The sequence below is a fragment of the Brevundimonas olei genome (genome assembly GCF_037055245.1).
GTDB classification, from domain to species: Bacteria; Pseudomonadota; Alphaproteobacteria; order Caulobacterales; family Caulobacteraceae; genus Brevundimonas; species Brevundimonas olei.
The window spans coordinates 335699-360714 of sequence record NZ_CP146369.1; the positions used below are offsets into that span (position 1 = coordinate 335699).

General features: G+C 68.9%; 24 protein-coding genes. 14 read left to right on the forward strand and 10 right to left on the reverse strand.

Annotated elements, in window-relative coordinates; genetic code table 11:
• Positions 1 to 34: 34 nt before the first annotated feature.
• Positions 35 to 760 carry a ribonuclease PH gene (gene rph / locus V8J38_RS01630; RefSeq protein WP_338577642.1) on the reverse strand — a complete coding sequence of 242 codons (726 nt, stop codon included), beginning with the start codon at positions 758 to 760 and terminating at the stop codon, positions 35 to 37.
• Positions 761 to 804: 44 nt separating this feature from the next.
• On the opposite strand from rph, the gene V8J38_RS01635 reads away from it, so the two are divergent.
• From V8J38_RS01635 to grpE, 3 genes are read left to right on the forward strand one after another with little or no spacing between them, the layout of a single operon-like run.
• A complete protein-coding gene (locus tag V8J38_RS01635; RefSeq protein ID WP_338577643.1) occupies positions 805 to 1359 on the forward strand; it encodes a GNAT family N-acetyltransferase in 555 nt (184 codons plus the stop codon).
• On the forward strand, positions 1356 to 2450 hold the full coding sequence (gene hrcA, locus V8J38_RS01640) for a heat-inducible transcriptional repressor HrcA (RefSeq protein WP_338577644.1): 1095 nt from the start codon (positions 1356 to 1358) through the stop codon (positions 2448 to 2450). Before V8J38_RS01635 ends, hrcA begins: the two co-directional genes overlap by 4 nt.
• The gene (gene grpE / locus V8J38_RS01645; protein WP_422388307.1) at positions 2447 to 3061 is read left to right on the forward strand and encodes a nucleotide exchange factor GrpE; all 615 of its coding nucleotides are present in this window, start codon (positions 2447 to 2449) and stop codon (positions 3059 to 3061) included. The genes hrcA and grpE overlap by 4 nt, the downstream gene beginning before the upstream one ends.
• A 207-nt stretch (positions 3062 to 3268) precedes the next feature.
• Here the strand turns inward: grpE and V8J38_RS01650 are convergent, their stop codons facing one another.
• Positions 3269 to 4174, reverse strand: coding sequence for a dienelactone hydrolase family protein (locus V8J38_RS01650; RefSeq protein ID WP_338577645.1), 906 nt, complete (start codon positions 4172 to 4174; stop codon positions 3269 to 3271).
• 88 nt (positions 4175 to 4262) lie between these two features.
• Positions 4263 to 4871, reverse strand: coding sequence for an alpha-ketoglutarate-dependent dioxygenase AlkB (locus tag V8J38_RS01655; protein ID WP_338577646.1), 609 nt, complete (start codon positions 4869 to 4871; stop codon positions 4263 to 4265).
• Positions 4872 to 5196: 325 nt separating this feature from the next.
• Here V8J38_RS01655 and dnaK point away from each other — a divergent pair, with 325 nt between their 5' ends.
• The 3 genes from dnaK (at position 5197) to dapB (ending at position 9235) form a co-directional block, all read left to right on the forward strand.
• Positions 5197 to 7101: a molecular chaperone DnaK gene (gene dnaK, locus V8J38_RS01660; protein ID WP_291780131.1), complete on the forward strand. Its 1905-nt coding sequence runs from the start codon at positions 5197 to 5199 to the stop codon at positions 7099 to 7101.
• Positions 7102 to 7280: 179 nt separating this feature from the next.
• On the forward strand, positions 7281 to 8489 hold the full coding sequence (gene dnaJ, locus V8J38_RS01665; RefSeq protein WP_338577647.1) for a molecular chaperone DnaJ: 1209 nt from the start codon (positions 7281 to 7283) through the stop codon (positions 8487 to 8489).
• Positions 8486 to 9235 carry a 4-hydroxy-tetrahydrodipicolinate reductase gene (dapB, locus tag V8J38_RS01670; RefSeq protein WP_291780125.1) on the forward strand — a complete coding sequence of 250 codons (750 nt, stop codon included), beginning with the start codon at positions 8486 to 8488 and terminating at the stop codon, positions 9233 to 9235. Before dnaJ ends, dapB begins: the two co-directional genes overlap by 4 nt.
• Before the next feature lie 77 nt (positions 9236 to 9312).
• On the opposite strand, the gene V8J38_RS01675 is transcribed toward dapB, so the two are convergent.
• From V8J38_RS01675 to coaBC, 3 genes are read right to left on the reverse strand one after another with little or no spacing between them, the layout of a single operon-like run.
• Positions 9313 to 9714, reverse strand: coding sequence for a BLUF domain-containing protein (locus V8J38_RS01675; protein ID WP_291780122.1), 402 nt, complete (start codon positions 9712 to 9714; stop codon positions 9313 to 9315).
• A gap of 48 nt (positions 9715 to 9762) precedes the next feature.
• A complete protein-coding gene (dut, locus tag V8J38_RS01680; RefSeq protein ID WP_291780119.1) occupies positions 9763 to 10212 on the reverse strand; it encodes a dUTP diphosphatase in 450 nt (149 codons plus the stop codon).
• Positions 10213 to 10229: 17 nt separating this feature from the next.
• Positions 10230 to 11465: a bifunctional phosphopantothenoylcysteine decarboxylase/phosphopantothenate--cysteine ligase CoaBC gene (gene coaBC / locus V8J38_RS01685; protein WP_338577648.1), complete on the reverse strand. Its 1236-nt coding sequence runs from the start codon at positions 11463 to 11465 to the stop codon at positions 10230 to 10232.
• Positions 11466 to 11598: 133 nt separating this feature from the next.
• On the opposite strand from coaBC, the gene V8J38_RS01690 reads away from it, so the two are divergent.
• Positions 11599 to 12108, forward strand: coding sequence for an S-type pyocin family protein (locus V8J38_RS01690; protein WP_291780112.1), 510 nt, complete (start codon positions 11599 to 11601; stop codon positions 12106 to 12108).
• Between the two features lie 30 nt (positions 12109 to 12138).
• Here the strand turns inward: V8J38_RS01690 and V8J38_RS01695 are convergent, their stop codons facing one another.
• Positions 12139 to 13002, reverse strand: a complete 864-nt coding sequence (locus V8J38_RS01695; protein WP_338577649.1) for a glutamate racemase — start codon at positions 13000 to 13002, stop codon at positions 12139 to 12141.
• A 121-nt stretch (positions 13003 to 13123) separates the two neighbouring features.
• Here V8J38_RS01695 and V8J38_RS01700 point away from each other — a divergent pair, with 121 nt between their 5' ends.
• Positions 13124 to 15307: a M3 family metallopeptidase gene (locus V8J38_RS01700; RefSeq protein ID WP_338577650.1), complete on the forward strand. Its 2184-nt coding sequence runs from the start codon at positions 13124 to 13126 to the stop codon at positions 15305 to 15307.
• A 255-nt stretch (positions 15308 to 15562) separates the two neighbouring features.
• Positions 15563 to 16528: a magnesium and cobalt transport protein CorA gene (locus V8J38_RS01705; protein ID WP_338577651.1), complete on the forward strand. Its 966-nt coding sequence runs from the start codon at positions 15563 to 15565 to the stop codon at positions 16526 to 16528.
• Here the strand turns inward: V8J38_RS01705 and ppc are convergent, their stop codons facing one another.
• Complete coding sequence (gene ppc / locus V8J38_RS01710; RefSeq protein WP_338577652.1) at positions 16529 to 19234, reverse strand: phosphoenolpyruvate carboxylase; 2706 nt, start codon at positions 19232 to 19234, stop codon at positions 16529 to 16531.
• Positions 19235 to 19545: 311 nt separating this feature from the next.
• On the opposite strand from ppc, the gene ffh reads away from it, so the two are divergent.
• The 4 genes from ffh to V8J38_RS01730 all read left to right on the forward strand — a co-directional run bounded on the left by ffh (position 19546) and on the right by V8J38_RS01730 (position 23025).
• Complete coding sequence (ffh, locus tag V8J38_RS01715; protein WP_338577653.1) at positions 19546 to 21081, forward strand: signal recognition particle protein; 1536 nt, start codon at positions 19546 to 19548, stop codon at positions 21079 to 21081.
• Positions 21082 to 21105: 24 nt separating this feature from the next.
• Positions 21106 to 21600 carry a 30S ribosomal protein S16 gene (rpsP, locus tag V8J38_RS01720; protein WP_291780095.1) on the forward strand — a complete coding sequence of 165 codons (495 nt, stop codon included), beginning with the start codon at positions 21106 to 21108 and terminating at the stop codon, positions 21598 to 21600.
• A 109-nt stretch (positions 21601 to 21709) separates the two neighbouring features.
• Positions 21710 to 22237, forward strand: coding sequence for a ribosome maturation factor RimM (gene rimM / locus V8J38_RS01725; protein WP_338577654.1), 528 nt, complete (start codon positions 21710 to 21712; stop codon positions 22235 to 22237).
• An 83-nt stretch (positions 22238 to 22320) separates the two neighbouring features.
• Positions 22321 to 23025 (forward strand): glutathione S-transferase N-terminal domain-containing protein, encoded by a 705-nt coding sequence (locus V8J38_RS01730; RefSeq protein WP_338577655.1) that lies wholly within the window; start codon positions 22321 to 22323, stop codon positions 23023 to 23025.
• A 46-nt stretch (positions 23026 to 23071) separates the two neighbouring features.
• Here V8J38_RS01730 and V8J38_RS01735 read toward each other — a convergent pair whose 3' ends face one another.
• Together V8J38_RS01735 and V8J38_RS01740 are read right to left on the reverse strand one after the other, a co-directional pair.
• Positions 23072 to 23245 carry a YegP family protein gene (locus tag V8J38_RS01735; protein WP_286952237.1) on the reverse strand — a complete coding sequence of 58 codons (174 nt, stop codon included), beginning with the start codon at positions 23243 to 23245 and terminating at the stop codon, positions 23072 to 23074.
• Between the two features lie 102 nt (positions 23246 to 23347).
• Positions 23348 to 24535, reverse strand: coding sequence for a benzoate/H(+) symporter BenE family transporter (locus V8J38_RS01740; protein ID WP_338577656.1), 1188 nt, complete (start codon positions 24533 to 24535; stop codon positions 23348 to 23350).
• Between the two features lie 73 nt (positions 24536 to 24608).
• On the opposite strand from V8J38_RS01740, the gene V8J38_RS01745 reads away from it, so the two are divergent.
• On the forward strand, positions 24609 to 25013 hold the full coding sequence (locus V8J38_RS01745) for a VOC family protein (protein ID WP_338577657.1): 405 nt from the start codon (positions 24609 to 24611) through the stop codon (positions 25011 to 25013).
• The last annotated feature ends 3 nt before the right edge of the window (positions 25014 to 25016 follow it).

Here is a 25016-nt window from a genome sequence, read left to right on the forward strand (position 1 = left end):
CGACGATGGTCCCGATCCGGCTCCGCGAAAAGCCTTATCGGCGGGCGGCTTCGACGGCGGCGCGCTGCAGGGCGAACAGTTCGGTGCAGCCGATTTCCGCCAGTTCGAACAGGCGGTCGAACTCGGCCCGGCTGAAGCCGCGCTTCTCGCCGGTGGCCTGGATCTCGACGATCTGGCCTGCGCCGGTCAGGACGAAGTTGGAATCGGCTTCGGCGGTGGAGTCCTCCTCATAGTCGAGATCCAGCACCGGCAGGTCGTTGAATACGCCGCAGGACACGGCCGCCACCTGATCCAGGATCGGATCGGTCGTCAGCACGCCCTCGTCCCTGAGGTAGTTGAGGGCGCTGGCCATGGCCACCCAGGCGCCGGTGATGGAGGCGGTGCGCGTGCCGCCGTCGGCCTGGATCACGTCGCAGTCGATCAGCACCTGACGCTCGCCCAGCGCCTTCAGGTCGACCACGGCGCGCAGGCTGCGGCCGATCAGGCGCTGGATCTCCTGGGTGCGGCCCGACTGCTTGCCGGCGGCGGCTTCGCGACGGCCGCGCGTGTGGGTGGCGCGGGGCAGCATGCCGTATTCGGCCGTGACCCAGCCCTGGCCGCTGTTGCGCATCCAGCCCGGCACCTTCTCCTCGATCGAGGCCGTCACCAGCACCTTGGTGTGGCCGAAGGACACCAGGCAGGAGCCCTCGGCGTAGCGGTTGACGCCGGTTTCCAGCGTGACGGTGCGGAGTTGTTCAGGGGTGCGTTCGGACGGGCGCATGGGAATTCCTTGGAAGCGGGATGGCGCGTGCTTATCCTGAAACCATGAGCCTGTCCCGCCCTGACCTGTCTGTCGTGCGTCTTCGTCCGGCCGTGGCCGCCGACGCCGCGATCATGATGCGCTGGGATAAGGCGCCGCATGTCGTCGCTTGCCTGACCGACGACCCCGACCATCATGAGGCGGCCGACTGGGACGAGGAACTGGCTGCGCAGTCCGACGTCTTCAGCTACTTCATCGCCGAGGTCGACGGCCGTCCGATCGGGGCCATGCTGGACATCGACCCGGCGGGCGAACCCAACGGCTACTGGGGCGAGATCGAGCCGAACCTGCGCGCCCTCGATATCTGGATCGGCGAGGCCGACGCCCTGAACCGGGGTCATGGCACGCAGATGATGACCCTGGCGCTGGACGCCTGTTTCGCTCGGCCGCTGGTCGAGGCGGTGGTGATCGATCCGCTCAACTCCAACGCCCAGGCCCATCGCTTCTATCAGCGACTGGGCTTCCGGCCGGAGGGGCGGCGTGTCTTCAACGGGACGGACGATTGCCTGGTCCATCGCCTGACCCGCGCGGACTGGGCGGCGCGGAGGGCGGGGGCATGAGCCTGCTGCATCCCTCGCCCGGCCTGGCGACGCTGGATGCGCGGGCGCGCGACATCTTCCGCCGGGTGGTCGAGACCTATCTGGAGACGGGCGAGCCGGTGGGGTCGCATACCCTGTCGCGCGCGGGCCTGGACCTGTCGCCCGCCTCGATCCGCAACACCATGCAGGCGCTGACGCAGGCCGGCCTGCTGGCCTCGCCGCACGCCTCGGCCGGGCGGGCGCCGACCCATGCGGGGCTGAGGCTGTTCGTGGACGGTCTGCTGGAAGTCGGCGACATCGGTCAGGAGGAGCGGCGCGAGATCGACGCCCGGCTGGCGGTGCTGGGCGCCAAGGGCGGCGGCCGCAACGTGGAGGAGGCGCTGGATGCGGCCTCGTCCCTGCTGTCGGGTCTGGCGGGCGGAGCGGGCATCGTCGCCAGCCCGGTGCGCGAGGCGGGGGTGCGTCATGTCGAGTTCGTGGCTCTGGGCGGGGGGCAGGCGCTGGCGGTGCTGGTCGCCGACGACGGGGTGGTCGAGAACCGGCTGATGAACCTGGCGCCCGGCGTGACGCCCTCGACCCTGCAGGAGGCGTCGAACTTCCTCAGCGCCCGGCTGAAAGGGCGTCCGCTGGCCGAGGCCCGGCACGAGATGAAGGCCGAGATGGAGGCCGCCCGGCGTGATCTGGACGCCGCCGCCGCCCGTCTGGTCGAGGACGGGCTGGCGGCCTGGAGCGGAGGCGCGGGCGGCGGAGGCCACGACCGCAACCTGATCGTGCGCGGGCGCGGCAATCTGCTGCAGGACGCCCGCGCGGCCGAGGATCTGGAGCGGGTGCGCGTGCTGTTCGACGATCTGGAGCAGAAGGAACAGCTGATCGGCCTGCTGGACGACGTCGGCGCGGCCCAGGGCGTGCGCATCTATATCGGCGCGGAAACGCGACTCTTTTCGCTTTCGGGTTCCGCCGTGATCGCGGCGCCCTATATGTCGGGCCGGCAGCGGGTGCTGGGCGCCATCGGCGTCATCGGGCCCGCGCGGTTGAACTACGCCCGTGTCATACCGTTGGTGGACTATACCGCCCGGGTGCTGGGCCGGATTCTGGACGGACAAGAGACGTGAACGACATCAACGACGAGACCCGGGACCAACTCGAGCAGGACATCCACGAGGGCGAGGGTGCGCCTGAAGGCGATGAAAACGCCGTGGTCGACGCCCTGATCGCCGAGCGCGACCAGTGGAAGGACCGCGCCCTGCGGGCCGTGGCCGAGGCCGAGAACGTCAAGCGCCGCGCCGAGACGCAGCAGAACGACGCGCGCGCCTACGCCATCCAGCGCTTCGCCAAGGATCTGCTGGGCGTGGCCGACACCCTGGAGCGCGGCCTGGCGGCGGCGCCCAAGGATGGGGATGGTCCGGCGGCGGCCATGGTCACGGGGCTGGAGCTGACGCAGAAGTCCCTGCTGTCGGCCTTCGAAGCCAACGGCCTGACCCGCGTCGATCCCGCGCCGGGCGACGCCTTCGACCCGCATCTGCATCAGGCGATGATGGAGCAGCCGTCGGACACCGTGCCGGGCGGGGCCGTCATCCAGACGCTGCAGCCGGGCTACGCCCTGTTCGGCCGCACCGTGCGCGCGGCCATGGTGGTGGTCGCGGCCAAGGGCTCGGGCCCGGCGGCCGGCGGCGCCTATGCCGACCCCAGCACGACCGGCGGGAATTTCGACGCCAAGGCCTGAGCGTCGGTGGATTGAGAACGTGAAAGGTCCGGAGTAGACGCTCCGGGCCTTTTCATTTGGGTTAGCTTCGATCCAAATTTCCGCTCATCCCCGCGGAGGCGGGGACCCAGTGCTTTGGCTTCCAAACATTTCGATGACGAGTGAGGTCTCCGACTGGGGCTCTCACTGGGTCCCCGCCTCCGCGGGGATGAGCGGTTGTGGGTGGGCCTAGCGCTTCAGCCGTTGCTCGAACAACTCTAACAGCCGTCGCCAGCCGTCCTTCGCGTCCGCCTCGCGGTAGGAGGCGCGATAGTCAGCGTGGAAGCCGTGCGGAGCGTCGTCATAGAGGATGATATGGCTGTCGGTTCGGCCCGCCGCAGCCAGGGCGTCGGTCATCGCCTTGACCGTATCATTGGGAATGCCGCCGTCCTGGCCGCCGTAAAGACCCAACACCGGCGCCTTGAGTTCGCCCGCCAGGTCGATGGGCCAGGGGCGGCCCGCCGCCTTCTGTTCGTCGGTGGCGTTGGCGGCGGGGGACAGGCGGCCGTACCAGGCGACCCCGGCGTCCAGCGTCGGGAAGCGGGCCATGGCCTGCCACACCACCTTGCCGCCCCAGCAGAAGCCGGTGATCCCGACCTTGTCGGCCTTGGCCCAGGCCTGGGCGCCGATCCAGTCCAGCGTGGCGCCGATGTCGCCCATCACCTGATCATAGCCGGCGGCGCCGACGATGCGCTGGATCGCCTGCATGTCGCTGAGCGGGGCGGGATCCTGGACGCGGACGAAGAAGGCGGGCGCGATCGCCGCATAACCCGCCTTGGCCAGACGGCGGCAGACGTCGCGGATGTATTCGTGCACGCCGAAGATCTCGGACACGACGATGACGACGGGGAAGGGGCCGGCGCCTTCGGGCCGGGCGACATAGGCGGGCAGGGCGAAGCCGTCGGGCGCCGGATAGGCGGCGTCCTGCGCGACCAGGCCCGCCGCGTCGGTGGCGATGGGCTGAGCCGACTGGCTGAGGGCGGCGGGGGCGTAGGCGGCGAAGAACAGCCCCCCCGCCGTCGCCACGCCCAGGCTGCGGCGGCTGGGGGCGATCTGGTCGGGGCTCAGGCCCTCGGGCCGGGTGATCAGGGTCATCTCGGGTCTCCGGGTCGGCGCTGTGGAAGCGGCGACAGTGCCTCGGCTTTCCCCGTCCCGTCGAGTCTTTCCGGCCAACCTGCCCTCGTCAGCTCGCGACCCGCAGCGTCAGGTTGACCCGCCCGCCGCCGGGCAGCAGCCGCGACGAACCGGTCAGCAGCCGGTCGATCCCGTGGCGCGCCAGCCGCGCCGGGCCGGTCAGGGCGCAGACGTCGCCGGAGGCCAGGCGCACGCTGGCGGTCGCGCCGCCCTTGGCCGGGCCGATGCGGAACACCGCCGTGTCGCCGAGGGAGATCGACAGCACGGGCGCCGTCAGGTCGCGCTCGTCCCGGTCCTGGTGCAGGCCCATCTTCGCCGCGTCCTGATAGAGGTTGACCAGGCAGGCGTCGGGCGGGCCCGGCCAGCCGGTCAGGGCGTCCCACAGGCTCAACAGCCGGGCCGGAATGGCGGGCCACGGCGCGCCGGTCGCCGGGTGGGTCGGCTGGTAGCGATAGCCCTGACGGTCCGACACCCAGCCCAGGGCGCCGAAATTGCTCATCCGCACCGAAAAGGGCCGCCCGCCCGGGGTGAGCGGGCGATAGAGGGGCGCCGTCTCCAGCCCCTGCCGCACCTCGGCCAGCAATGCGGCCTGTTCTGCGCCGTCCAGCAGGCCGGGCCACAGGCGAAAGCCGGGCAGGGTCGTCGGCGCTTCCCTCATCTCTATTCTGGACGCTTGCGGATCGTTTGGCGTGAACATCGGCCGAATTTAGCGGCGCCGCGCCGTCTTGTCCGCCATAAGGCGCGGAATCGGTGCGGAACCGGGCGGAAGGCCTTGCAGCCCCTGCGGTCTTTCCCATATCCGAGCCAATCCGGCGATAACCCCCTTTTCGTTAGGGGTTTGTCCGCCGACCCCATCCACCGCCGAACCGGGCGTCGTCCGGCGAGGCACAATCTCAAAAGCCCAACTGGGGGCGGTCACGCGCGGCGCTTGATGTTACGAGGCCGCCGCATCGCCCGCCGCAAGGAGTGAAAAAGACAAGCCCATGGCCAAGATCATCGGCATCGACCTCGGCACGACCAACTCGTGCGTCGCCGTCATGGACGGCAAGAACCCCAAGGTCATCGAAAACGCCGAAGGCGCCCGCACCACCCCGTCGGTGGTCGCCATTCAGGACGGCGGCGAAATCCTCGTCGGCCAGCCGGCGCGCCGTCAGGCGGTGACCAACCCCGCCAACACCTTCTTCGCCATCAAGCGCCTGATCGGCCGCAACTATGACGACCCGGTGGTGGCCAAGGACAAGGGCATGGTGCCCTTCGAGATCGTCAAGGGTCCGACCGGCGACGCCTGGGTCCAGGCCCACGGCAAGGACTATTCGCCCCAGCAGGTCTCGGCCTTCACCCTGGGCAAGATGAAGGAGGCCGCCGAGGCCTATCTGGGCGACAAGGTCACCCAGGCCGTCATCACCGTTCCCGCCTATTTCAACGACGCCCAGCGTCAGGCGACCAAGGACGCCGGCAAGATCGCTGGCCTGGAAGTTCTGCGCATCATCAACGAGCCGACCGCGGCGGCCCTGGCCTATGGGCTGGAGAAGAACGACGGTCAGAAGATCGCCGTCTATGACCTGGGCGGCGGCACCTTCGACGTCTCGATCCTGGAGATCGGCGACGGCGTCTTCGAGGTGAAGTCGACCAACGGCGACACCTTCCTGGGCGGCGAGGACTTCGACCTGCGTCTGGTCGACTACCTGGCCGACGAGTTCAAGAAGGAGCAGGGCGTCGACCTGCGCCAGGACAAGCTGGCCCTGCAGCGCCTGAAGGAAGAGGCCGAAAAGGCCAAGAAGGAACTGTCCTCGACGACCCAGTACGAGGTCAACCTGCCGTTCATCACCATGAACCAGTCGGGCCCGCTGCACCTGAACATCAAGCTGTCGCGCGCCAAGCTGGAAGCCCTGGTCGAGGACCTGGTCGCCCGCACCATCGAGCCGTGCAAGAAGGCCCTGGCCGACGCTGGCCTGAAGGCGGCGGACATCGATGAAGTGGTCCTGGTCGGCGGCATGACCCGCATGCCCGCCGTGCAGGAAGCCGTGAAGAAATTCTTCGGCAAGGAACCGCACAAGGGCGTGAACCCGGACGAGGTCGTGGCCCTGGGCGCCGCCGTTCAGGCGGGCGTGCTGCAGGGCGACGTCAAGGACGTGCTGCTTCTGGACGTGACCCCGCTGACCCTGGGCATCGAGACCCTGGGCGGCGTCTTCACCCCGCTGATCGAGCGCAACACGACCATCCCGACCAAGAAGGCCCAGACCTTCTCGACCGCTGACGACAATCAGTCGGCCGTGACGATCCGCGTCTTCCAGGGCGAGCGTCCGATGGCCGCCGACAACAAGGTCCTGGGTCAGTTCGACCTGATGGGCATCCCGCCGGCGCCGCGCGGCATGCCGCAGATCGAGGTCGCCTTCGACATCGACGCCAACGGCATCGTCCACGTCACCGCCAAGGACAAGGCGACCAACAAGGAGCAGTCGATCCGCATTCAGGCCAACGGCGGCCTGTCGGACGCGGATATCGACAAGATGGTCAAGGAAGCCGAGGCCAACGCCGCGGCCGACAAGGCCCGCAAGGAACTGGTCGAGGCCCAGAACGGCGCCGACAGCCTGATCCACTCGACCGAGAAGGCCCTGTCCGAGCACGGCGACAAGATCGACGAGGCGACCAAGACGACCATCCAGTCGGCTCTGGACGACCTGAAGTCGGCCCGTGAAGGCACGGAGCCCGAGGCCATCCGCGAGAAGACCAACACCCTGGCTCAGGCTTCGATGAAGCTGGGCGAGGCGATGTACGCCGCCCAGCAGGGCGACGCCGACGGCGCCGAAGGCCAACCGGCCGACGACGGCGTGGTTGACGCCGAGTTCGAGGAAGTCTCGGACACGGACGAGAAGAAGGACGCCTGAACCGGCGTCTGACGGATGTTCGGCCCCGCTTGCCAGACGGCAGGCGGGGCCGTTTCATGAAACTTGCATCATTCGACCGGGCGCCCATGTCATCAGGCAGGCCGTCGGTCATCCGCGAACGGAGCGCCTCCGTCACAAGAGAGGCCTGAAGCGGCGGGAAGTAAGAGGACGAACGCCTGATGGCGCAACGTGACTATTACGAGATTCTGGGGGTCGAGCGGACGGTCGATGCGGCCGCGCTCAAGAGCGCCTATCGCAAGCTGGCGATGGAGCACCACCCGGACCGCAACGGCGGCTCCGAAGAGTCCGTGGCCCGCTTCAAGGAGATTTCCGAGGCCTACACCGTCCTGTCCGACGACCAGAAGCGCGCGGCCTATGATCGTTTCGGCCATGCGGGCGTGAACGGCGGCGGCGCGGGCGGGGGCAATCCCTTCGGCCAAGGCAGCGCCGGATTCCACGACATCAACGACATCTTCTCCCAGGTCTTCGGCGACGCCTTCGGGGACGCCTTCGGCGGCCGGGGCGGCGGCGGACGCCAGAACCACGGGCCGCGTCGCGGCTCGGACCTGCGCTACGATCTCGAGATCACCCTGGAGCAAGCCTATCAGGGCGCCGAGGTCGAGATCGCCATCCCGACCCTGATGTCCTGCGAGGTCTGCGACGGCTCGGGCGCCAAGGCGGGCACAAAGCCGACCATCTGCAACACCTGCGGCGGCGCCGGGCGCGTGCGCCAGGCCAACGGCTTCTTCCAGGTCGAGCGCACCTGCCCCCGCTGCGGCGGCTCGGGCGAGATGATCGCCGACCCCTGCACCACCTGCCGGGGTCACGGCCAGGTCCGCAAGACCCGCAAGCTCAGCCTCAAGGTTCCGGCGGGCGTCGACGACGGTTCGCGCATCCGCCTGTCGGGCGAGGGCGAGGCGGGACAGCGCGGCGGGCCGCGCGGCGACCTCTATGTCTTCCTGTCGGTGCAGCCCCATGAGCTGTTCGAACGCGACAACCTGGACCTGCTGGTCACGGTGCCGGTGCCGATGACGGTGGCGGCCCTGGGCGGCGTCGTGGACGCCCCCTGCCTGATCTCCGACGCCTGCGACGGCAAGTGCAAGGCCCCGGTCGAGGTGCCCGCCGGCGCCCAGACCGGCAAGACCGTCCGCATCAAGGGCAAGGGCATGCCGCACCTGAACGGTCGCGGTCGCGGCGACCTGGTGGTCGAACTGTTCGTCGAGACGCCGACCGAACTGACCGCGCGCCAGAAGGAGCTGCTGACCGAACTGGCGGCGTCGCTGGGCGAGACCCAGACCCCGCGCAACACCAGCTTCGCCGGCAAGGCCAAGCGTTTCTGGGCCGACATCCTGGGCGGCGACGCCGATAATCCGAAAGAGACCGCGTGAGCGACATCTTCCACGCCGGCATCTCCGGCGCCCGGGGCCGCATGGGCCGCGCCGTTTCGCAAGTCCTGGACGCCCGCGAGGACGTGGTGGTCGCCGCCCGTTTCGATCGCGGCGAGACCGTCGACCTGAAGCTGTGCGACGTCATCATCGACTTCTCGACGCCTGAGGCCTCGGTGGCTCTGGCGCGCGCCTGCGCCGAGGCGGGCGGGCCGGCCCTGGTGATCGGCTCCACCGGCCTGACGCCGGAGCAGGAGGCCGAGATCGAGGCGGCGGCCGACAGGATCGCCATCGTCATGAGCGGCAACTTCTCGCTGGGGGTGAACATCCTGATCGGCCTGGTCGAGCACGCAGCCCTGCGGCTGGACGCCCGCGACTGGGACATCGAGGTGCTGGAGACCCATCACCGGCGCAAGGTCGACGCGCCCTCAGGTACGGCCCTGATGCTGGGCGAGGCGGCCGCCAACGGCCGGGGCCGCGATCTGGAGGAGCTGCGCAGCGCCCCCTATGACGGCATCACCGGCGCCCGCGAGCCGGGCAAGATCGGTTTCGCCTCCCTGCGCGCCGGCGGGGTGATCGGCGAGCACACCGTCATGTTCGCTTCGGAAGACGAGATGCTGACCCTGTCGCATTCCGCCATGGACCGCAGCCTGTTCGCCAAGGGCGCCGTGGCCGCCGCCGCCTGGGTGCGCAACCGTCGCCCCGGCCTCTACGACATGCAGGACGTGCTGGGCTTCCGTCAGGCATGATGCTGGGGGCGCTGACGCGCCCCAGCGCTATCGCTCGCCGCGCGGCGGCTCGCTGCTTGAGCGCGATTTGAGCGCTGTCAGGCCGGTTCGGCCAGCAGGGCGTCCATGGCCTCGCGCCAGGCGGTCAGGTCGTCGGACCGTTCCACGATCAGGCGGCTGAGCACGCCGCATGGGCCTGGCGTTGGAGCCGTCATGCCCCAGGCGGGGAAGGCGCGTCGCTCGATGCGGCCGCGCGCCACGATCTCGATGTCTTCATGCCGCTCGTCGAAATGCAGATGCAGCATGAGGATGTCGAGCGCGCTGGGCGAGCCTTCGAGAAGCTGGACGAACACCCCGTCCTGCAAGGTCAGCGCGCCTGTGATGCCGTTGCGCGCGTTCAGGAACGCCGCGACATGCACGATGTCGAGAACCGCAGCCCGTTCGTCGTCCGGGGCCAGTCGCGAGCGGCTGCAATAGACGAGCTGGTCCAGCGTGTTCATGACGGCGACGCTAGATGATTATCTACAGGTGCGAAAGTGATGGTTTCATCAACGTCCGGTTGAGCCGAATCCCCCGGCGCCGCGCGTGGTTTCGTCCACGGCCTCGACCTCGACCATGCGGGCTTGCTCGTAACGGGCGATGACCATTTGAGCGATGCGGTCGCCGCGCTTGATCTCGAACGGCAGCTCGCCGTGGTTGATCAGGATGACCCCGACCTCGCCGCGATAGTCGCTGTCGATGGTGCCCGGCGAATTGGGCGCCGAGATGCCGTGTTTCAGCGCCAGGCCCGAGCGCGGACGCACCTGGGCTTCATAGCCGGGCTCCAGGGCGATCTTCAGCCCCGTAGGGATCAGCCGGCGCTGGCCGGGCTCCAGCACCACGCTCTCGCCCTCGGCGATGGCGGCGCGCAGGTCCATGCCGGCCGAGCCGGGAGTCTCATAGGCCGGCAGGGGCAGGCCTTCGGCGTGGGGCAGGCGTTCGACGCGGACGGTGGTCATGACGGGGAGGGTCTCTCTTAAGCCTTGAAGTGATCGGCGATGCGCAGGGCCAGCTTGCGCGCCACCTCGGTCTTGGACTGGCGGGGCCAGGGTTCGGCGCCGCCCTGGGTGAACAGGGTCACGGCGTTGCCGTCCGAGGCGAAGACCTCGTCCGAGACGTCGTTGCCGACGATCCAGTCGCAGCCCTTCTTCGACAGTTTGGCGCGGGCGTTCGCTTTCAGGTCGCTGGTCTCGGCGGCGAAGCCGACCACCAGTTTAGGCCGGCGCGGACCGGGGGCGGAGACGCCGGCCAGGATGTCGGGGTTCTCGATCAGGGCCAGGGACGGCGGGCCGCCCGGCGCCTTCTTGATCTTGCCCGAGGCCACGCCGTCCACGCGCCAGTCGGCGACGGCGGCGGTCATCACGGCGATGTCGGCCCGATCTGACGTCTTCAGGGCGGCCTCGACGGCGGCCTTCATCTCGGTCGCGGCCTCGACCCAGACGCGGTTCACGCCGACCGGCGCGTCCAGCGCCACCGGGCCGGAGATCAGCGTCACCTCGGCCCCCAGCTCGGCCAGGGCGGCGGCCACGGCGTAGCCCTGCTTGCCGCTGGAGCGGTTGGTCAGGCCGCGCACCGGGTCGATGGGTTCGAACGTCGGTCCGGCGGTGACGACGGCGGTCCTGCCCTGCAGCGGCCGTCCATCCGGCCCGGCCAGCAGACGCGTGATCGCGTCGAGGATGATCGGCGGCTCGGCCATGCGGCCCGGCCCGAACTCGCCGCAGGCCATGATCCCGTCGTCCGGCCCGACCACGGCCATGCCGTGAAAGCCGTCGAAACCCTTCAGCCGTTCGACATTGGCCTGGACGGCGGGATGCAGCCACATCCGCACGTTCATCGCCGGGGCCAGCAGCACCTTCTTGTCCGTGGCCAGAAGCGTGGTCGAGGCCAGATCGTCGGCCATGCCGTTGGCCGCCTTGGCGATCAGCCCGGCCGTGGCGGGCGCCACCACCACCAGGTCGGCCCAGCGCGACAGCTCGATATGGCCCATGGCGGTCTCGTCTTCCGGCATGAACAGGTCCTGCCGCACCGGGTGGCCGGTCAGGGCCGCCAAGGACATGGGGGTGACGAACTCGGCGCCGGCCTTGGTCAGGACGGTCATCACCTCGGCGTCCGCCTTCCTGAGCAGGCGGATCAGCTCCAGCGCCTTATAGGCGGCGATGCCGCCGCCGATGATCAGCAGGACCTTGCGGCCGGAAAGCGAGAGTGCGGTCATGGCGGAATCTGTAGCCGCGCCGCGTGACGGCGTCGAGACAAAGCCGCCTCGCTGACGGTGATGTAAATGGAACATTGTCGGAACAAAAATCTTGTGCCTAACTGCGTTCTCTGGGTGTTCGGGAGGAATTTCCATGCGGATGCGAGTGACGGCGGCGCTGGCCGCGACGGTTGTGGTTCTGGTCGGATGCGACAACGGCGGTTCGGCGGTCGAGACGCGGGAGAGGGGCGCGGCCGAGCCGGTCGGCCTGTCAGCGACGGCGGCGTCGGCGGAGGCCGACGTCTCGCCGCCCGAGCCGGCCAAGCCGACGGTCACCGCCAACCGTCGCGAGACCGCCGACGCCAAGGTGCAGCGTCTGTATGAACGGAACGGCGCGGCCTTCGGAGCCCGGTCGGCCGACGACTATCTGCAGAAGGTGAGGGCCTTCACCGACAACGCGCCACGCGGGACCGAGACGGTCAAACGGCCGAACGGGGACACCCTCTTCTATCAGGCGTCGACCAACACCTTCGCCGTGGTGGACGGCCATGGCGTGCCGCGCACCATGTTCAAGCCGGACGACGGTCCGGCCTATTGGGCGCAGCAGAAAGAGCGGGCGCCGACCTTCGGCCAGCGTCGAACCGGGACGCGGGGGGAGCCGTAGGTCTCGATCCCTATGGCGACCGAGTTGCGGCTAGGCCTGATCGAACGTCAGGGGCGCGCCCCAGAACTGGGCGACCAGGTCCGACTGCGGACCGGGCGTTCCGGTGGTCAGGAAGTCGCGGCGCGCCGACGCGCCCAGGTCGTATTCCGGATGGCGGTCGAAATAACGCTCCAGCGAATCGGCCACGGCGGTGGGCTGGCTGATGACCTGGACGCCGGGCGGCAGGGCCTGGGCGAACAGGTCGGCCACGATCTCATAGTGGGTGCAGCCCAGGATGGCCTTGTCCGGGTGGCGGCCGATGCGGCGGCGCAGGGCGTCGACGTGGTCGTCGACCACCACCTTCAGCTCCTCGGCCGGGGCGCCCAGCTCGATCAGGCCCGCCAGGCCGGGGCAGGCTTCGGTGAAGACGGCCAGGTCGTCGCGGCGCTTGTCGATCTCGATCTCATAGACGCGGCTCATGGCGGTGGCGGCGGTGCAGAAGACGCCGGTGATGTCGATCGCCTCCTTCTTCTCGCCCTCCAGGCGGCTTTCGCGCTCGGCCTCGAACGACCAGGGCAGGCCGGTGGCGGCCTCGATGGTGGGGACGATGATGCCGAGGATGTTGACCGGCCGGCCCAGTTTTTCGCGCACCCCCGGAATCCAGGTCTGCTGCAGGCGGCGAAGGGCGATGGCCGAGGCGGTGTTGCAGGCCAGGATCACCACCGAGGCGCCGGCCTCGAACAGGCGCTCGCACCCGGCGCGGGTCAGCGCGACGATGTCCTCGCCGCCGCGTCCGCCATAGGGAGCGTGGGCCTGATCGCCCAGATAGATGAAGTCCCGCGTCGGAAAGCGGGTCGTGAGTTCGCGGTGGACCGTCAGGCCCCCCACGCCGGAGTCGAAAACGCCTATCGCCATGCAGCGGCCTTTAGCCTCGCGGGGTTTCGTCGTCCAATACTTAGGACTAAACCGGATTTATGCGACGTCAGAGGCCCTTGCGCCGAAGGACGTGCGAAACAGCAATGGTTGGGAGACCTGGATGCACAGACGCCATCTTCTCATCGGGGGCGCGAGCCTCTTCGCCCTGTCGGGCTGCGCCTCGGCCGGGGCCGTGGAGAACGCCGTGAGCGGCGCCGTCGCCGCCCTGACGACCGTCGATGAGGCCCGCATCGCCCGCGCGGTCCTGCCGGCCAGCGCGCCGCGCGCCGAACTGCTGCAGCCCTGGACCGGCCCCTATGACGGCGTGCCGCCGTGGGACAAGGTGACGGCGCCCAAGATGCGCGAAGCCATCCTGGAAGGCATCGAGCTGCAACGCGCCGACGTGGCCGCGATCGCGAACAACCCCGAGGCCCCGACTTTCGCCAACACCCTGGCGGCGATGGAACTGGTCGGCGAGCCTCTGGATCGCGCGATGAACATCTTCAGCGTCATGACGTCGAACATCGGCGGCGACGAGTGGGACGTGCTCGAGACCGAGCTGTCGCCGATCCTGTCGGCGGCGTCCGACGAGATCACCTTCAACGACAAGCTGTTCCAGCGCATCAAGGCTGTGGCCGACGGCGCCGACAACGACGGCCTGAACGCCCAGCAGACGCGTCTCGCCGAGCGCAGCCGCGACCGCTTCGTGCGCAACGGCGCCGCCCTGGACGCCGCCGGCAAGGCCGAACTGGGCCGCATCAACACCGAACTGTCGAACGCCTTCACCAGCTTCGGCCAGAAGGTGGTGGCCGACGAGAACACCTGGACGGTGATCGCGAACGAAGCCGGTCTGAAGGGACTGCCGGACTCGAACAAGGCCGCCGCGGCCGCCGCGGCGCGTTCGCGCAATGTCCAGGGCTGGGCCATCCTCAACACCCGCTCCAGCGTCGATCCGTTCCTGACCTTTGCCGACGACCGCGCCCTGCGCGAACAGGTCTGGCGCAAATTCGTCATGCGCGGCGACAACGGCGACGCCAACGACACCAAGGCGACCATCGTCCGCATCGTCGCCCTGCGCGACCAGCGCGCCAAGCTGCTGGGGTTCAAGAACCACGCCGAATGGCGGATGCAGGACACCATGGCCAAGACCCCGGCCGCTGCCATGGACCTGATGCAGCGCGTCTGGGCCCCGGCCAAGGCCCGCGTCGCCGAGGAAGTCGCCGACATGAAGGCGATCGCCGGTCACGACATCGAGCCGTGGGACTATCTGTATTTCGCCGAGAAGGTCCGCAAGGCGAAGTACGACCTCGATCAGAACGAGCTGAAGCCCTATTTCGAGCTGCACGCCGTGCGCGCGGCCTCCTTCTACATGGCCGAGCGCCTGTACGGCTTCGTCTTCAAGCAACTGCCCAAGGGCCAGGTCTCGACCTTCGAGCCGGACGTGACCACCTATGAGGTCACCGACAAGGCCACGGGCAAGCTGATCGGCCTCTACTACGCCGACGACTTCGCCCGTCCGGGCAAGCGCTCGGGCGCCTGGATGACCACCTATCGGTCGTTCTCGGCCCTGACGGGGTCTCAGCCGATTCTGGCCTCGAACAACAACAACTTCGTCAAGGCGCCCGAAGGCCAGCCCCTGCTGATCTCGCTGGACGACGCCGAGACCCTGTTCCACGAGTTCGGCCACGCCCTGCACTATTTCAGCTCGAACGTGACCTATCCGTCGTTCGGCAACACGCCGCGCGACTTCGTGGAATATCCGTCGCAGGTGCACGAGCACTGGGTGCTGACCCGCCCGATCCTGGACGGCTACATGAAGCACGTCGAGACGGGCCAGCCGATGCCGCAGGCCCTGGTCGACAAGATCGAGGCGTCGCAGACCTTCAACCAGGGCTATGCGACCGTCAGCTATCTGTCGTCGGCCCTGGTCGACATGGACCTGCACACCCAGGCGACGCCGCCGACCGACATCGACGGCTTCGAAAAGGCTTCGCTGGCGCGCTTCGGCATGCCCAAGGAGATGGTGATGCGGCACCGCCTGCCGCAGTTCAACCACCTGTTCACCTCCGACGCCTATTCGGCCGGCTACTATTCCTACCTGTGGTCGGAGACGATGGACGCCGACACCTGGGCCTACTTCGAGGAGTCGGGCGACGTCTTCAATCCGGACATCGCCGGCCGCTTCAAGTCGATCATGCTGGCGCCGGGCAACACCACGGATCGCGGCGACGCCTATCGCCAGTTCCGCGGCCGCAACCCGGACGTGGCGGCCCTGCTGAAGGTGCGCGGCTTCCCGGTGTCTTAAGGGGCCTACCGCCCTTCGGGCTGCTTGAGGCCCGTTAGGTGATAAAGCTGAAGGGGCTCGGCGGGGTGACTTGCCGAGCCCTTTTCGTTGCCGGGGCTTGACCCGAGGATGACGAAGGAGGGGAGGCCTCGACGGCGACCGCGTCCATGCTAAGGCTTGAAAATGTCACGGGCCGCGTCGGGTCGAGACCCGAAGGGCGGCGCGAAGCAACCAAGGCGGAGCCTTCTGATCGCGGCCCACCAGGAAGGAGAGCCCATGAGCGTCGTCGCCTCCTATGTCTACAAGGACGGCAAGCGGGTGCGCGCGGCGCCGCTGACGGATCAGGGCCTGGCCCTGGGCGAGGGGGAGTATCTCTGGATCGGCCTGCATGAGCCGTCGGACGAGGAGTTCGACGTCCTGGTCCGACGCTTCCATCTGCATCCCCTGGCGGTCGAGGACGCCCTGACGGCGCATCAGATCCCCAAGCTGGAAGTCTATGGCTCCGAGCTGTTCATCGTCGCCCGCACGGCCCAGGCCAAGGGCGACCGCATCCTGTACGGCGAGACCCACGTCTTCGTCGGACCCAACTACGTCATCACCATCCGCCATGGATCGGCGCGCGCCCACACCCAGTTGCGCGCCCAGCTGGAGGCCTCGCCGCATCAGCTGAGGCACGGACCGGACTTCATCCTGCACGGGGTGCTGGACTTCATCGTCGACGGCTACATCCCGATCATCGACGCCGTCGAGGACAAGGTGCTGGAGATGGAGCAGGTCGCGCTGGACAGCTTCCTGGCGCGCGACGACATCACCCGCCTGTTCCAGCTGCGCCGCGAACTGGTGAAGTTCAGTCGGGTTCTGGGGCCGATGGAGGAGGTCTGCGTCAAGCTGCAGTCGCTGGACCTGCCCTGCATCGACCGAGAGGTGCGGCCCTATTTCCGCGATGTGGCCGACCATGTGCGTCGCGTCGCCAGCCGGGCGGCGGCCCTGCGCGACATCCTGGCCTCGGTGTTCGAGGTGTCGAACCTGCTGGAGCAGCAGCGCCAGGGCGTCATCACCCGCAAGCTGGCCGCCTGGGCCGCCATCCTGGCCACGCCGACGGCGGTGGCGGGCATCTACGGCATGAATTTCGAGCACATGCCCGAGCTGCGCTGGACCTATGGCTATCCGGCCGTTCTGGCCTTGATCGTCGCCATATGCATCGGTCTCTACATCACCTTCAAGCGGACGCGGTGGCTGTGATCAGCCGCTGTTTCGAAGGCCCGCCGCCACGCCGTTGATGGCCAGGAGGATGCCGTTGCTGACGCGCGGGTCGTCGTCGCCCGCCCGGCGGCGGCGGATCAGCTCGATCTGCACATGGTTCAACGGCTCGACATAAGGCATCCGCTGGCGGATCAGGCGGCTGAGCTCGGGCTGGCCGCCCAGCAGGGCGTCCTGGCCGGTGATCGACAGGACTGCGGCCACGGTGCGGTCCCACTCGGCGCGAATGGCGGCGTAGATGCGTTCGGCCAGGGCGGGGTCGGGGACCAGTCCGGCGTAGCGGCGGGCGATGGCCATGTCGGCCTTGGCCATCACCATCTCCATGTTCTGCACCACGGTGCGGAAGAAGGGCCAGGTTTCGGCCATGGCGCGCAGCTCGGCGGGGTCCTCGCCCTGGGCCGCCGCGCCGAAGCCGTACCAGCCGGGCAGCATGACCCGCGACTGCGACCAGCTGAACACCCAGGGAATGGCGCGCAGGTCTTCGATGGCGGGCGAGGCGGTGCGGCTGGCCGGGCGCGAGCCGATCTTCAGGTCGGCGATCTCGGCGATCGGGGTGGCGGCGCGGAAATAGTCGACGAAGCCGGGCGTGTCATAGATCAGGGCGCGATAGGCCTGCATCGAGGCGGCCGACAGGCGCGCGGCCGTCTCGCCGTGCTGGGCGCTGTAACCCGCGTCGGACTGCGGCCCGAGAGAGGCCAGCAGGGTTCCGCAGGTCAGGGCGTCGAGGTTGCGCTGGGCCACCTCCGGTTCGCCGTATTTGTTGGCGATGACCTCGCCCTGTTCGGTGACGCGGATGCGGCCAGCGACGGTGCCGGCGGGCTGGCCCAGCACGGCCGAGAAGGCGGAGCCGCCGCCGCGCCCCACGGCGCCGCCCCGGCCGTGGAACAGCTGCAGCCGCACCCCCGCCGCGCGCGTGACCTCCAGCAGGGCGCGCGAGGCTTCGTGCAGTTCCCACCCCGAGGTCAGGTAGGAGCCGTCCTTGTTGGAGTCGGAATAGCCGATCATCACCTCCTGCACCCTGCGCGCCTCGGCTACGGCGCGGGCCGAGGGCTCGGACAGGACGCGTTCGAGGGTGGCGCGGGCGGCGCGCAGGTCGTCGATGGTCTCGAACAGGGGCGCGGCCTGGATGGGGCAGGCGCCCGGATCGGCCGGGTCGTAGAGGCCGACTTCCTTGAGCAGCAGATAGACCTCCAGCATGTCCGAGGCGGCGTCGGTCTTGGACACGATGTGGGTGCGGATCGCCTGCGGACCGAAGGTCGAAAGGGCCTCGGCGGCGGCCTCAAGGATGGCGCGCTCCTTCAGCGTCTCGGCTGCATAGTCGGCGTAGGGCGAGAAGAGGGGGCGGGGGCTGGCCAGTTCGCGCGCCAGCACGGCCAACCGTTCGGCCTCGTCCAGGGCGGCGTAGTCGGGGCAGACGCCGGCTGTCTTCAGCAGGTCGGCGACCACGCGCTGATGCACGTCCGAGTTCTGGCGCAGGTCCAACGTCGCCATGTGGAAGCCGAATACGTCCGCCGCCGTGATCAGCCGCGCCAGCCGGTCGTCGGCGAAGACGGCGCCGTGGGTCCGCACCAGACTGTCGTGCAGGATGTTCAGATCGGCGCGGAAGGCGTCGGGGCCGTCATAGGCAGGGGCGTCGAAGCGGGCGGGGCGGGGCGTCGGCTCGCCGGTCAGGGCGGGATAGGCCGCCGACAGGCGGGCGTAAATCTGGCTGAGCGCCAGGCGATAGGGCTCGTCCGCGCGCTGGATGGAGGCGTCGCCGGACCCTTGCGCTAATGCGGCTAGTTCCGGGGTGACGCGGGTCAGGTCGATGGACAGGCTGAGCTCGGCGCCCAGGGCGTGCACCTCGTCCAGATAGAAGCCGAGCGCGGCGCGGGCCTGGCTGCGGAAGGCGGCGCGCAGGGTGTCGGCGTCGACGTTCGGGTTGCCGTCGCGGTCGCCGCCGACCCAGGAGCCGATGCGCAGGAAGGGCGCCAGGTCCGGCGCGTCCAGCAGCTTGCGCCACTCGGCCAACTGGGCCGGGGCGACGTGCAGGAAGATGCGCTGCAGCCAGTCGACCACGGTGTCGATCTCGTCCTGCACCACCAGGGCCGAGGCGCGGGTCAGCCGCGTGGCCCACAGGATGACGATCTGGCGGCGCAGCGCTTCCTTCAGGCTTTTGGCGTCGCAGGCCACGCCGTCGCGGTCGCAGCCGTCCAGCAGTTCGCCGACCGTCGCCGTGCGGTCGAGCACGCTCTTGCGGCGCACCTCGGACGGATGGGCGGTCAGCACCGGCGAAATCAGGGCCTGGGCCAGCAGGTCGCGCACGGCGTCCAGACCGACGCCCGCGTCGGCCAGGCGCTTGAGCACGCCCTCGGGGGTGTCGGCCCGTTGACCGGCCTCGGCCTGCGCCTGGGCGCGGCGCTTGCCTGCTCGGTCCTCGGCGACATTGGCCAGCAGGGAGAAGGCGGCGAAACCGTGCGTCAGGCCGATGGCCTGATCCAGCGACAGCTCGCCCAGCAGACGCTCCAGCTCCGAGGCGTCGTCCGACGCCGGGTCGCGGTGATAGGCGACCGACGCCTGGCGCACCGCTTCGATGCGGTCGTAGAGAGCCTGTCCGCCCTCGTCGCGGATCACCTCGCCCAGCAAGGCGCCCAGAAGCCGGACCTCCGCGCGGAGGCGGTCGTGAGGAAATTCGGAAGTCTGGGTCATGGATGTCTCTCAGCGGGGAGGCCGGAAGCGGAACCGTATCAGCGGAATCCGAGCGCGCCAGTCCATGCGGCAACGCAGAAACCCTTTGTGTGGTGGCGTTTCGACGGAGAAACGGAGTCGACATCGCCTTGCTTTTCCGCCATAAGCCGCGACTTCCGGCGCAATTGAACCTGCGCCTCCACCCGCACGACCCCTGATCTTCTTCAGGACGAGGCGGGAGAGGGCCTCTGTCGACGTAATCGTTCGCAGAGGTCGCCCGCCTATGGGCGTTTCTCACGGAGGCCAAGGCCCAGGCGCATGAAAGGGTTTGAATGTTCGAGGCTCTGAACGAGCGGCTGACAGGCGTCTTCGACCGGATCACCGGCCGCGGAGCCCTGTCCGAAAAGGATGTCGAGGAGGCCCTGCGCGAGGTCCGCGTCGCCCTGCTCGAGGCCGACGTCGCCCTGCCGGTGGTCAAGGACTTCATCGCCCGCGCCAAGACGGCCGCGACCGGCGAAGAGGTCATCCGCGCGGTCAAGCCCGCCGATCAGGTCGTCAAGATCGTCTATGACGGCCTGGTCGAGATGCTGGGCGGCGAAGAGCCGGTTCCGTTGAACACCAATGCGACCCCGCCCGCCGTCGTGCTGATGGCCGGTCTGCAGGGCTCGGGCAAGACGACGACCTCGGCCAAGCTGGCCCTGCGTCTGTCGAAGTTCGACAAGAAGAAGGTCATGATGGCCTCGCTGGACACGCGTCGTCCGGCGGCCATGGAACAGCTGGCCACCCTGGGTCAGCAGATCGAGGTCGCGACCCTGCCCATCGTGGCGGGCGAGAGCGCGGTTCAGATCACCCGCCGCGCGCTTCAGTCGGCCAAGCTGCAGGGCTTCGATGTCCTGATCCTCGACACCGCCGGCCGCATCACCCTGGACGAAGGGCTGATGAACGAGGTGGCCGAGGTCGCTGAGATCGCCAAACCGGTCGAGACCCTGCTGGTCGCCGACAGCCTGACGGGTCAGGACGCCGTGCGCACCGCTAGCGCCTTCCACGAGCGCCTGCCGCTGACCGGCCTGATCCTGACCCGCGCCGACGGCGACGGGCGCGGCGGCGCCATGCTGTCGATGCGGGCCGTCACCGGCCTGCCGATCAAATATCTGGGCGCGGGCGAAAAGGTCGATGCGCTGGACGTCTTCGACGCCCGCCGCGTCGCCGGCCGCATCCTGGGGCAGGGGGACATCGTCGCCCTGGTCGAGAAGGCCGCGGGCGAGCTGGACCAGGCCAAGGCCGAGAAGATGGCCCGCAAGCTGGCCAAGGGCCAGTTCGATCTGGACGATCTGGCGGGCCAACTGAACCAGATGAAGAAGATGGGCGGTCTTCAGGGCATCATGGGCCTGCTGCCCGGCGTGGCCAAGCTGAAGAACCAGATGGCCGAGAACAACGTCTCGGACAAGATGATCGACCGCCAGCTGGCCGTCATCTCTTCGATGACCAAGGCCGAGCGCAAGAAGCCGGACCTGCTGAACGCCAGCCGCAAGAAGCGCGTGGCCAAGGGCGCAGGCGTCGAGGTTCAGGACATCAACCGCCTGCTGAAACAGCACCGGCAGATGGCCGACATGGTCAAGTCGCTGTCCAAGGGCGGCGGCAAGAACCTGCAGAAGATGGCCTCCATGATGGGCGGCCTGCCCGGCATGGGGGCTGGTGGACTCGGGGGCGGTCCCGACATGAACCGCCTGAAGGCCCTGGGCGGCGGCAAGATGCCGGAACCCTCGGCCGATGAAATGAAAGCCATTCAGGACCGCCTTGCGGGCCTGGGCGGCGGACAACTTCCGGGGGGCCTTCCGGGTCTGCCGGGCTTCCCCAAAAAGAAATAACGACCTTCTAGAAAGAGACTGAAAATGCTGAAGATTCGTCTGGCCCGCGGCGGCGCCAAGAAGCGCCCCTACTACCACATCGTCATCGCTGACTCGCACAGCCCGCGCGACGGCAAGTTCATCGAGCGCGTCGGCAGCTACAACCCGATGCTGCCGAAGGACAGCGCCCAGCCGCGCGTCGTCCTGAAGGTCGAGCGCATCGGCGAATGGCTGGCCAAGGGCGCCCAGCCGACCGACCGCGTCGCTCGCTTCCTGTCGCAGGACGAGACCCTGGGCCAGAAGGTCAAGTGGGTCCAGGGCAACAACCCCAAGAAGGCCGAGCCGGGCAAGAAGGCCCAGGAACGCGCCGCCGAGCGCGCCCAGCGCGAAGCCGACCGCCTGGAAGCCGAAGCCGCCGCCAAGGCCGAGGCCGCTGAAGCCGCCGCCGCCGCCGCCGCCGCTCCGGCCGTGGAAGAAGCTCCGGCTGAAGAAGCCCCCGCTGCTGAAGTCGCCGCCGAGGCGACCGAAGAGCAGGCCTAAGCCTTATTGTTCATCCGGCCCCGGCCGGTTGAGACGGGAAAGCAGCGTCCTTCCGGGGCGCTGCTTTTCTGCTATCTGGACCCATCGCATCGGCAAACGGAGCCCGGCCATGAGCAGCGAAGACAGACTGATCCTGGTCGGCCAGATCGGCGGCGCCTTCGGCGTAAAGGGCGAGGTGCGGATCAGCGCCTATACCGCCGACGCCATGGTCCTGGTCGGCTATTCGCCGCTGCTCGGCGCCGACGGCAAGCCGGTGCTGACCCTGCTTTCGGCGCGGCCGGACAAGGCCGGGGTGGTGGCGCGGGTCAAGGAGATCGCGACGAAGGAAGAGGCCGACGCCCGGCGCGGTCAGAAGCTGTTCGTCACCCGCGACGCCTTGCCTGAGCCTGACGAAGACGAGTTCTACCTGACCGACCTGATCGGCCTGGAGGGGCGCGATCCGGCCGACGTGGTGCTGGGCAAGGTGAAGTCGGTCCAGAACTTCGGCGCCGACGACATGCTGGAGATCGCTCCGGCCGAGGGCGGCCCGACCTGGTATCTGCCCTTCACGCGCGAGGCGGCGCCGGACCTGCACATCAGCGAGGGCTGGCTGCGCATCGTCCGCCCGACCGAAGTCAGCGAACGCGACGAAGACTGACGCACGGACATTCGCCGCATGGACGGTTGCGGATGGCGGCGACGCCTCCAACATGAGCGGGACACCTCTTGTTGGAGCGCTCCATGGCCGATCTGTCCGCCTTTCCCGTCACCCGCCAGTTTCCGCCGCAGCATCCGGATCGGCTTCAGCTCTATTCCCTGCCGACTCCCAACGGGGTGAAGGTCTCCATCCTGCTGGAGGAACTGGGCCTGCCCTATGAGGTCCATCTGGTCGACATCAGCAAGGACGAGACCTGGACGCCGGAGTTCCTGTCGCTGAATCCCAACGGCAAGATCCCGGCCATCATCGATCCGGACGGGCCCGGCGGGAAGCCGCTGCCCCTGTTCGAATCCGGCGCCATCCTGGTCTATCTGGCCGAAAAGGCGGGGCGGTTCCTGCCGACCGATCCGGCGGCGCGCTATGAGACCCTGCAGTGGGTCTTCTTCCAGATGGCGGCCATCGGCCCGATGTTCGGCCAGGTCGGCTTCTTCCACAAATATGCGGGCCGCGAGTTCGAGGACAAACGCCCGCGCGATCGCTACGTCGCGGAATCTCGACGCCTGCTGGGCGTGCTGGAAGGGCGGCTGAAAGATCGCGCCTGGATCATGGGCGACGACTACACCATCGCCGACATCGCCATTCTGGGTTGGGTGCGCAATCTGGTCGAACACTATGGCGCGGGCGAGTTGGTCGGCTACGCCGACTTCCCGCACGTCGCGGCCTGGCTGGCGCGCGGCCTGGCGCGCCCGGCCGTGCAGCGGGGCCTGAACATCCCGGCGCGGCCGTAAGGCGAGAGTTGCGGGGGCGGGCGATGCGCCGCGCCCCCGCGCAGGCTCAGATCTCTTCGGTCGGAGCGTCCGGCACGTATTTCTTGATGGACTCGATGGCGCGCTTGGCGCCGGACTTGTCGGAATAGCCCTCGGTCGAGAAGATGATCTCGGAGTTGTACTTGAATCGGACGCGGAACTCGCCCGCCTTGTCCTGATAGACTTCGAACTTGTGCGCCATGATCGCCTCGCTCTGACGGCCGCCAGTCGGCCGAGGCGGAGAAGCTGCCACGGCCCCGCTCGGGCCGTAAAGGGCGTGAAATGTAAAAGGCGGCGAAGCGGCTCAGCCGCGCGAGGGAATCCAGCGCCGCGCCGCCAGGGCCAGGAAGCCGACAGCCAGGCCCCAGAAGGCCGAACCGACCCCGAACAGGGCCACGCCCGACGCAGTGGCGGCGAAGGTCAGCACCGCCGCCTCGCGATCCTTGACCTCGCCCATCATCGCCCCCAGCGATCCAGTCAGGGGCGCGATCAGGGCCAGGCCGGTGATGGCGGCCAGCGCTCCCGTCGGCATGGCGATGAACAGGCCGGCCAGCGGCGCGGCGAACAGGGCGACGACCAGATAGAACAGGCCGTAGATCACCCCCACGGTCCAGCGTCTGGCGGCGTCCGGGTGGGCGTCCGGCCCGGTGCAGATGGCAGCGGTGATGGCGGCTAGGTTGACGCCGTGCGCCCCGAAAGGCGCCAGCAGGGTGCTGGTCAGCCCGCCCCAGAAGATCAGCTTTCCGGCGGGCGGGGCGTAGCCTGCGGCCCGCAGCACCACCAGACCGGGCAGGTTCTGCGACGCCAGCGTCACCAGATACAGCGGCAGGGCCAGACTGACCGCCGCCTTCCAGTCGAAGGCGGGCATGACCGGCGACAGGGCGCCGAACAGGCCGGTTCCCTCGGGCAGGGCGACCTGGCCGCGCAGGGCCAGGACGGCGAAGGCGGCGACCAGAACGGCGGGCAGGGACCAGGCGGGCGCCAGCCTGCGCATGACCAGAAAGACCAGCAGCAGACCCGCCGCCAGCGTCAGATCGGTCGGAAACACCAGGAACAGCTTGAGGCAGAAGGGCAGCAGCACCCCCGCCAGCATGGCCGAGGCCACGGCGGCCGGAATGCGCTCGGCCAGTCGGCCCAGCGCCGGGATCAGGCCGGTCAGCACCATCATCAGCCCGGCGATCACGAAGGCGCCCACGGCCGTCGACCAGCCGAGGCCGAGCGTCGAGGCGGCCAGCAGGGCCGCGCCCGGCGTCGACCAGGCCAGCACCACCGGCATCTTCAGCCGCCAGCTCAGCACCGCGCCGGGCAGGCCGATGCCCAGGCACAAGGCGGTGACCATGGAGATGATCTGGGCGGGCGCCGCCCCCATGGCCTGGCCGGCCTGCACCACCAGGGCGACCGTGCCGCCGAAGCCGACGACGGTCGCCACGGCGGCGGCCGAGAAGCTGGCGGCCACAATGCTGGGAGAAGGCGGCAGGCGGGACGAGCTCATGCCCTATGGCTTAGGCTGCGCCGCAACGCTTCGCAAAGGGGAACGGCGCCGTTCCGGCGTCGTTTGAGTCGTCATGCTGGACCACACCGGGATCATCGTTTCGGACCTGACGGCGGCCCGCCGCTTCTATGACGCCGTGGCGGAGGCTCTGGGCCTGCAGACCGCCAGTAATTCGCCGGAGTCCTTCCTGTTCGGCCACAGCGCCGAACAGCCCATTCCCTATCTGTGGATCGGGACCACGCGGCCGTCCTATTGGGTCGAGGGTTCGCGCGCAGGGTTGAACCAGATGCACGTCGCCTTCGTCGCGCGGGACAAGGCCATGGTCGAGGCCTTCCATCGGGCGGCCCTGGCGGCGGGCGGCCGCGACAACGGCGCGCCCGGCCCCCGCGAAGGGGCCGGGGACTATTACGGGGCTTTCGTGCTGGATCCCGACGGCAACAACATCGAGGCCTGCTGCCGGGGCGCTGCGGTCCGCTGAGGA

What these genes read in the sequence shown, in the direction of transcription:
- rph (WP_338577642.1), bottom strand. Translation starts at nt 760, where the DNA reads ATGCGCCCGTCCGAACGCACCCCTGAACAACTCCGCACCGTCACGCTG.
- V8J38_RS01635 (WP_338577643.1), top strand. Translation starts at nt 805, where the DNA reads ATGAGCCTGTCCCGCCCTGACCTGTCTGTCGTGCGTCTTCGTCCGGCC.
- hrcA (WP_338577644.1), top strand. Translation starts at nt 1,356, where the DNA reads ATGAGCCTGCTGCATCCCTCGCCCGGCCTGGCGACGCTGGATGCGCGG.
- V8J38_RS01650 (WP_338577645.1), bottom strand. Translation starts at nt 4,174, where the DNA reads ATGACCCTGATCACCCGGCCCGAGGGCCTGAGCCCCGACCAGATCGCC.
- V8J38_RS01655 (WP_338577646.1), bottom strand. Translation starts at nt 4,871, where the DNA reads ATGAGGGAAGCGCCGACGACCCTGCCCGGCTTTCGCCTGTGGCCCGGC.
- dnaK (WP_291780131.1), top strand. Translation starts at nt 5,197, where the DNA reads ATGGCCAAGATCATCGGCATCGACCTCGGCACGACCAACTCGTGCGTC.
- dnaJ (WP_338577647.1), top strand. Translation starts at nt 7,281, where the DNA reads ATGGCGCAACGTGACTATTACGAGATTCTGGGGGTCGAGCGGACGGTC.
- V8J38_RS01675 (WP_291780122.1), bottom strand. Translation starts at nt 9,714, where the DNA reads ATGAACACGCTGGACCAGCTCGTCTATTGCAGCCGCTCGCGACTGGCC.
- dut (WP_291780119.1), bottom strand. Translation starts at nt 10,212, where the DNA reads ATGACCACCGTCCGCGTCGAACGCCTGCCCCACGCCGAAGGCCTGCCC.
- coaBC (WP_338577648.1), bottom strand. Translation starts at nt 11,465, where the DNA reads ATGACCGCACTCTCGCTTTCCGGCCGCAAGGTCCTGCTGATCATCGGC.
- V8J38_RS01690 (WP_291780112.1), top strand. Translation starts at nt 11,599, where the DNA reads ATGCGGATGCGAGTGACGGCGGCGCTGGCCGCGACGGTTGTGGTTCTG.
- V8J38_RS01695 (WP_338577649.1), bottom strand. Translation starts at nt 13,002, where the DNA reads ATGGCGATAGGCGTTTTCGACTCCGGCGTGGGGGGCCTGACGGTCCAC.
- V8J38_RS01700 (WP_338577650.1), top strand. Translation starts at nt 13,124, where the DNA reads ATGCACAGACGCCATCTTCTCATCGGGGGCGCGAGCCTCTTCGCCCTG.
- V8J38_RS01705 (WP_338577651.1), top strand. Translation starts at nt 15,563, where the DNA reads ATGAGCGTCGTCGCCTCCTATGTCTACAAGGACGGCAAGCGGGTGCGC.
- ppc (WP_338577652.1), bottom strand. Translation starts at nt 19,234, where the DNA reads ATGACCCAGACTTCCGAATTTCCTCACGACCGCCTCCGCGCGGAGGTC.
- ffh (WP_338577653.1), top strand. Translation starts at nt 19,546, where the DNA reads ATGTTCGAGGCTCTGAACGAGCGGCTGACAGGCGTCTTCGACCGGATC.
- rpsP (WP_291780095.1), top strand. Translation starts at nt 21,106, where the DNA reads ATGCTGAAGATTCGTCTGGCCCGCGGCGGCGCCAAGAAGCGCCCCTAC.
- rimM (WP_338577654.1), top strand. Translation starts at nt 21,710, where the DNA reads ATGAGCAGCGAAGACAGACTGATCCTGGTCGGCCAGATCGGCGGCGCC.
- V8J38_RS01730 (WP_338577655.1), top strand. Translation starts at nt 22,321, where the DNA reads ATGGCCGATCTGTCCGCCTTTCCCGTCACCCGCCAGTTTCCGCCGCAG.
- V8J38_RS01735 (WP_286952237.1), bottom strand. Translation starts at nt 23,245, where the DNA reads ATGGCGCACAAGTTCGAAGTCTATCAGGACAAGGCGGGCGAGTTCCGC.
- V8J38_RS01740 (WP_338577656.1), bottom strand. Translation starts at nt 24,535, where the DNA reads ATGAGCTCGTCCCGCCTGCCGCCTTCTCCCAGCATTGTGGCCGCCAGC.
- V8J38_RS01745 (WP_338577657.1), top strand. Translation starts at nt 24,609, where the DNA reads ATGCTGGACCACACCGGGATCATCGTTTCGGACCTGACGGCGGCCCGC.